Raw genomic sequence first — 7,431 nt, 5'->3', positions numbered from 1 at the left:
CACCCCAGCTGTTATCGCCACCTACACCCATCTGCATGAGGTCAATGTCCACAGAAGTAAAATCCTGAGGAACAACATCTGTGGTGTGCCGGTGTCCATCAGGGTGTTCAACTTTTGCATAATCAGAATTGACAGGAGATTCAAAGTCTTCCATCGAATTATGATGTGCAGAAACTTCCAGTAATTGTGTTCCTTCGAAAAGCAAACCAACACCCGCTTCATTGGTAATGCTCATCCAGCGGACATCGGTTTTATTTCCATTCTCCTGTGGCCGCAGGTAGGCCTGATACTGGTCAGCCACCGAACCTGACCAAACGTCCACAAAAGCTGCCGTTTTCCTATCCTGATAGGATTCGTGAGGACCGCGTCCCAGCCATTTTATCCGATCATACTCCCGGGGCATCACCAGCGTCATACCCATGCGGGGAATTTCGGGCAGGCTATCCGACGCCATTTTAAAATGGTGGGTCACTTCAATAGCTCCCTTGGCATCAATCACATAAACAACTTCCGAAGTCCCTGTAAGCTGCTCATACTCATCGAAATAATTCCAGACAAATACCACCTGTTTTCCATATTTCAGGTCTTTTGTCTCGGCCGAAAAAAGCTTTCTGTACTTCTCAATATTTCGCCATATGTGCGATCTCCGGGGCAGACCGTTTCCAAAGTCATTATCGGTAGGAGCCCGCCAGAATGATGGTTCAGGCCCTTTTTTCAACATTTCTTTTCCGTGGTACTGAAGATTCACCATCTCTCCACGAAACATATCAAACTCTACCACAAAATCATCCCAGGATAAAACCAAAGCAGTGTCGCTGTTTCGCTTTTCCATATTCAGGGAAACACGTTGCCTTGCCGTCTCCTTTTTGGGTTCATAGATCGGTAATTTGAATTGTTCCTTTGCCAAAGAAGTTCCGGCCGGAAGAACGCCCATTGGTTCTTTTAACCGGGCATGAATATTTAGCATATATTCGGTTCCTGGAACGGCATTGAAATCCAACTCGGCCGCCACTCCTGCTTGCTCACCCGGAAGCAAAATCACTCCTTCAAAGCTACCTGAATTTACCACTTCACCATCACCTTTAATCTCCCATTCGAAATTAAAAATGTCAGCATTGAGAAATGAATAGTTATTTTCAATTTTAACCGTGCCACTTGCCAGATTTACAGGATGAAATTTTATGTACTGATACACCTTTTTTACCTCTTCAAGAGCGGGCTGGACTTTTCGGTCGGGATCCACCAGTCCGTTGAGACAGAAGTTGCCATCCGAGGGCACTGTATCCGGGCCGAAATCTCCCCCATAAGCAAAAAACGCTTCTCCGTCCTCATTGGTTGTCAGCAGCCCCTGGTCTACCCAGTCCCAAATAAAACCGCCCTGCATTGATTCGTATGCTTCAATTAAATTCCAATAGTCCTGCAAATTACCGACACTATTTCCCATAGCATGAGCATACTCGCACTGAATCAGTGGCTTACTTCCATCATTACGGGCGTAATCCTCCATGTGCTCCATGGAGGCATACATCGGTGCATATATATCGGTGTTACGCCCTCCGTGGGCTTGCTCGTACTGAACAGGCCGGGACGAATCCACTGACTTCAGGTAATCATAGGTTTTATTAAAATTGACACCATCACCGGCCTCGTTTCCCAGTGACCAAATAATGACTGAAGGTTGATTTTTATCCCGCTCAAACATATTCCGGGTTCGATAAAGGTGCGATTCCATCCACAAGGAGTCTTTGGCTAAAGACTCAGGGCCATAGCCCATGCCATGCGATTCAATATTGGCTTCATCAATCACGTAAAGACCGTATTGGTTGCACAGTTCATAAAACCGCTCAGGTTGGGGATAATGGGAAGTTCGAACAGCATTGATATTGTGGCTTTTCATCAGTTCAATATCTTTCAGCATGGTGGCTTCATCTACCACATGACCTGTAACAGGATGATGTTCGTGCAAATTAACCCCTTTCAGGTTCACATATTTCCCATTGACCAGCAAGACATTACCTTTGATCTCAATTTTTCTGAACCCCACATCCTGAACAATAGTCTCCAGTATATTCCCTGACACATCTTTCAATGTAATCTTAAGCTGATAAAGATTGGGAATTTCGGCCGACCATGGCTTAACATTATCAATACTTGAACTCCACCTCACAGAACTATCCACAACTGCATCAATGAAACAGTCCACCTGCTTATCTCCATCATAAAGATTGGCCTCCACCATTACAGGGGTCTCTACCGATGCATTTTCAACATTTAATTCCAGAGCGAAAAGTCCGTTTTTCAAGTCTTCTGAAAGATCGGAGGTAATCCGAAAATCCTGTATATGCTGAGGCGTACGTGCCATCAGGAATACATCACGGGTAATACCTCCAAGGCGCCAAAAGTCCTGATCTTCCAGATAACTGCCATCGCTCCACTTGTACACTTCCACAGCGAGACTGTTGTCCCCGGATTTCAAATACTCAGTTATGTCAAACTCGGCGGGTGTTTTACTGTCCTGACTGTATCCCACAAACTGCTCATTGACCCAGATATACATGGCCGAACTGACCGCTCCGAAATGAAGAACAACTTTTTTCTCCTCCCATTCGTCAGGAATTGTAAACAGTCGCTTGTACGATCCAACCGGATTGTAATGATCCTGTATTTGAGGAGGTGTTTTAGCATGAGGGTATTGAGCGTTGGTGTAGATAGGATAATCGTATCCCTGCATCTCCCAGTTGGAAGGAACGGCAATGGTTTTCCAGTCTTCCGTATTAAAATCGTCTTTAAAAAAGTAAAAAGGCCGTTGATCGGGATTCTGAGACAGATAAAAAGCCCAGTTTCCGTTCAGCGATTGAATCAACGAAGATGCCCAAATATTGTCACGATCGGCTTTCCCGGCATCGGCAAAGGGCACAAACCAGGCGCGTGGAACCTCCTTGTTTATTTCATTCACCAAAGGATTTTCCCAGTCACGGGGGTTTTTCTCTTCAAAAGATACTCCCTCATAATCTTTATAATCGTTACATGCCATCAGAAAGAAAACCGAAAACAGAAAAAGACAATACTTCATCTTGAAAATATTTGTTTTGTAACAAGTTAGACTTTAATTCCATGCGGATATTGAAGCAAATTTAAATAATATTTTTGGGAATGGATAACATCCAACAATATTAAAAAAGAGATTAAAAACTATAGAATAATAGATATTCTGAGGTTTGATGTTAGTAACCCGTGCAGAAGACAGAGGCATGCAATTGTTCGCAAGAATTAAAACAGGATTTTGTTATACATCCTTTGCATTGCTGTCGTAAATCACTGATAAATAGCTATCAAAAAACTAATGACTGCAAATTTTAATAATAAAACCTTTGCATCATCGCATCTCTGCGTTTTGGCCAACATGCCAAGGTCGGCTCTTAACAAGCCCGGCAGTTCTTTAGAATAATTATTTAGGACAGGTTTGTTTTGTTTGTTGGTGCGAAAAACGGGGCTTATGAAACTTATCATAGGCTATTTGAATAAGATGTATTACTTTTCAAAACTAAAACATATAATCCCCAAACTGACTTTTGTTTTTAATATCCTAATAATTAACACCTAACGATTAAGATTAATAAAGAAAAGAACAATAATGAGACAGGCATGAACACCATTAATCAAAAAATAATGACACAAAACCCATGCGTGTTTCACACAACCAATAAATTAAACAAATTATTTTCGTATGAATTTATTAAAACCTTTGATTTTTGCAGCAACAGGACTCATGATAATTCCTGCCTGCAATAATGGCGATAAGGCTCCTGAAAAGGAACGGGCTGTTTTTTCGCCCGAAAATATGGATACCACTGTTGCCCCCGGCCAAAACTTTTATCTGTATGCCAATGGAGGCTGGATTGAAAATCACCCACTACCCGACGACAAAAGTCGTTTCGGTGCATTTGACCTGCTGGCCGAAGAAAACCGTGAAAAAGTAAAAACCATCATCGAAGAGGCTGCCCAATCGGATGCTAAAGCTGGAAGTGTAGCTCAGCAAATAGGGGATTTATTTGCCTCAGGCATGGACACTATTGCTATAGAAGAAGCCGGTCTGGAGCCTCTTGCCGATATCTTTTCTTTAATTGAAACCATAAACGATGGTGAAACACTGATAAAAGCCACCGCAGCGCTTCATCAGCAACAGATCTACCCATTCTTTTATCTATACAGTTCCCCCGATCGAAAAAACAGCAACCTGGTCATCGCCAATTTCTATCAGGGCGGTCTGGGGCTCCCCGACAGGGATTATTATTTCGACCAGAGCGAACGTGGTGAGAAGCTCAGAGAGGCTTACAAAAATTACCTCACCACTCTTTTTGTGTTAAAAGGTGAAACAGAAGAGTCGGCCAGCGAAAAAACCAACAACATAATGGAACTGGAAACGCGCATGGCCGAGGCATCCAATACCCGTTTAGAAAACCGGGATCCACAAACCACCTACAACCCAACTAATCTGGAAGAACTGCCTGACATGGCGGATGGATTTGACTGGACGCTTTATTTTCACGAAGTGGGACTGCCCGAACCGGGAAAAATCAATGTGGGACAACCAAAATTTATGGCTCAGATTGCCCAAATGGTGGATAAAGTTGATCCCCAAACTTGGCAGGACTATTTTTCGGCTGTAGCCATGAGAAGTATGGCACCCTACCTGACTCAGGATTTTGTGGAAGCATCCTTTGAAATGTACGGACGCACCCTCTCCGGACAGCCCAGCATGGAGCCCCGTTGGAAACGTGTTTTAAATACCACGAGTGGCGCTCTGGGGGAAGCAGTGGGACAACTCTATGTAGAAAAGTATTTCCCCCCCGAAGCCAAAGAACGCATGCTTGACCTGGTTGGCAATCTGAAGAAATCGTTTGCCAAACGTATCGATCAACTTGCATGGATGAGTGACAGCACCAAAACTCAGGCTCATGAAAAACTAAATGCCATCCGGGTTAAGATTGGTTACCCCGATAAATGGAGGGATTACAGCGGACTTAAAGTTTCGGCCGACAATTATGCAGGAAATGTACTGATGTCCAATCGATTCGATTTCACCTACGATTTAAATAAAATCGGAAACCCTGTTGATGAAGAAGAATGGCACATGACACCTCAAACCGTGAACGCATACTACAGCCCGCTGGCCAATGAAATCGTCTTTCCGGCTGCTATTCTTCAACCGCCGTTTTTCTACCCTTATGGGGATGATGCTGTTAATTATGGTGCCATTGGGATGGTTATTGGCCACGAAATGACTCATGGTTTTGATGACAAGGGCCGTCAGTACGACAAAGACGGGAATATGAACGATTGGTGGCAACCTGCGGATGCGGATGATTTTGAAAACCGCGCTCAGGTTTTAATTGACCGTTTCAATCATTTCACCGTACTGGATTCAATCAAGGCTGATGGCGAACTGACCCTTGGCGAGAATATTGCCGACCTTGGAGGGTTGAATATTGCCTATCAAGCTTATAAAATGAGTATAGAAGGGGAAAAAGAACCCGAAATGCTGGATGGGTTCACTGACGATCAGCGATTCTTCCTGGCCTATGCCCGGGTGTGGGCCCAGAACATCAGAAATGAAGAGATTTTGCGCCGCACCAAAGAAGATGTTCACTCACTGGGTAAGTGGCGTGTAAACGGCCCACTTCCCAATATGAAGGCTTTTGTTGAGACGTTTAATATTCAACCGGAGCAGAAAATGTATCTTAAACCCGAGAAGAGAGCTTCTATCTGGTAAAAGATAACAGGAAACATCCTTTTTGCCGGGGCTTTGTCCAGGCAAAAAGATGCCTCTCCCCTTGAAAAAAAGGCTGCCCAATCCCGGTCAGCCTTTTTTTTCCTTAACCAGAAGATACTTTTTCAGATAAACAGATTCAAATTGGACGACTCTGCCTCTTCAAGATAATTGGCCACCCCACCGATGCGTACACCGTCAATCAGCTCCTCACTGCGAACGCCCATCACGTCCATGCTCATCTGGCAGGCAATCATCTGAACCTCACTCCTGTTGGCGTTTTCAATCATCACCTCAAGGGCATCTACATTTTTGCTTTTCATTCGGTGTTTCATCATGCTGCGTCCAATCCCCCCCATATTCATATTGGAAAGCGGAAGTTTTCCAGCATGACCGGGCATCATCAATCCAAACATACGATCCACCATTCCCTTTCGTGTCCTGGGTTTGTCCTGTTTCTTAATCACATTCAATCCCCAAAAGGTAAAAAACATGGTAACTTTTTTTCCCATCGAGGCAGCTCCGTTGGCAATTACAAAAGAAGCCAGCGCCCTGTCCAGATCGTCACTAAATACAATAATGGTTTTATTGTCGCCCCGATCGATGGTTCGAAGACCCTCGGACAACGAGTTCAACCCATTTCCGTTTGCAACAGCCTCATTTTTCTTTCTGATAACGGCGGTAATCTCAGCTCCCTTTTTTGAACGCCCTACCAAAGTATGACCGGTGACCTTACACCACGAAGCCACGTCGTTGTAGAATCCTGCGTCGGTGGCTTTTACCTGCATCTCCTGTCCCGGCTCAATTTTGGCCATCTCTTCTTTCAGTTTCAATACAGGTCCCGGGCACTGCAACCCACATGCATCCACCTGAAGTGTATCTGCTTTAATGCGCGGAAGATGAACATTTTCTTCAGTTCCAACAGGATTTGCTTCATCGGACTCATTAAACTTTAAAGGATTGCTTTGCTGTGCCATAGCCGACTGGTACACCTTCAATCCACCGGAAAGATTGTACACTTTTTCGAAACCATGCTGTTTTAGAATTCGGGTGGCCACATACCCACGCAATCCAACACCACAGAAGATGTAAAGATTTTTTTCACGGGGAATTTCGTCCAGTCGGTTCCGAATTTGATCCAGTTCAATATTCACCGAGCCATCAATCGCATTCAGACTGTATTCATCAGGCGTTCGGACATCAAGCAAACAGCTGTCGGAGTGCGACCATTCGTGGAATTTGTAGGGCGACAATGGCAAAAACAATCCTTTCATAATATTTTCAGCATTGTAACCCGCCTGACTAACAGGGTCTTTCGCTGAACTAAAGGGAGGTGCATAGGCATGTTCTATTTCCTGTAGGTCGTAGATATCTCCATTCTTTTTAATTACAGCTGCTATTATATCGATTCGCTTATCAACACCTCCGTAACCCACAATCTGCGCACCTAAAACTTTTCCATTTTCAGGATTAAATGAAAGTTTCAGCACCATATTGGTGGAGCCGGGATAATACCCCGCATGACTACCGGCATTGACAATCGTTGATTGATGTGACATTCCGGCCTGAGCCAGTTCCTTATCGCTCAATCCGGTGGTTCCGGCCGTAAGGTCGAAAACCTTTGCAATAGCTGTTCCAATGGATCCACGATATTTACGATT

Annotated in this window: 3 protein-coding genes; 1 reads left to right on the top strand and 2 read right to left on the bottom strand. The window is 44.2% G+C overall.

The window, feature by feature from the left end; translation table 11 throughout:
• The coding region (locus QZZ43_RS05370; RefSeq protein ID WP_291856899.1) for a glycoside hydrolase family 2 TIM barrel-domain containing protein at positions 1-3,073 on the bottom strand (3,073 nt) is incomplete at its 3' end.
• A 654-nt stretch (positions 3,074-3,727) separates the two neighbouring features.
• Between QZZ43_RS05370 and QZZ43_RS05365 the strand changes: the two genes are divergently transcribed.
• Positions 3,728-5,773: a M13 family metallopeptidase gene (locus tag QZZ43_RS05365; RefSeq protein WP_291856898.1), complete on the top strand. Its 2,046-nt coding sequence runs from the start codon at positions 3,728-3,730 to the stop codon at positions 5,771-5,773.
• Positions 5,774-5,895: 122 nt separating this feature from the next.
• Here the strand turns inward: QZZ43_RS05365 and QZZ43_RS05360 are convergent.
• A partial coding sequence (locus QZZ43_RS05360) for a DsrE/DsrF/DrsH-like family protein (protein ID WP_291856897.1) occupies positions 5,896-7,431 on the bottom strand: 1,536 nt, incomplete at its 5' end.

Origin of the sequence: Marinilabilia sp., assembly GCF_016278715.1 — a bacterium.
Taxonomy (GTDB): Bacteria; Bacteroidota; Bacteroidia; order Bacteroidales; family Marinilabiliaceae; genus Marinilabilia.
This window is presented reverse-complemented; position numbering and strand designations above follow the sequence as displayed.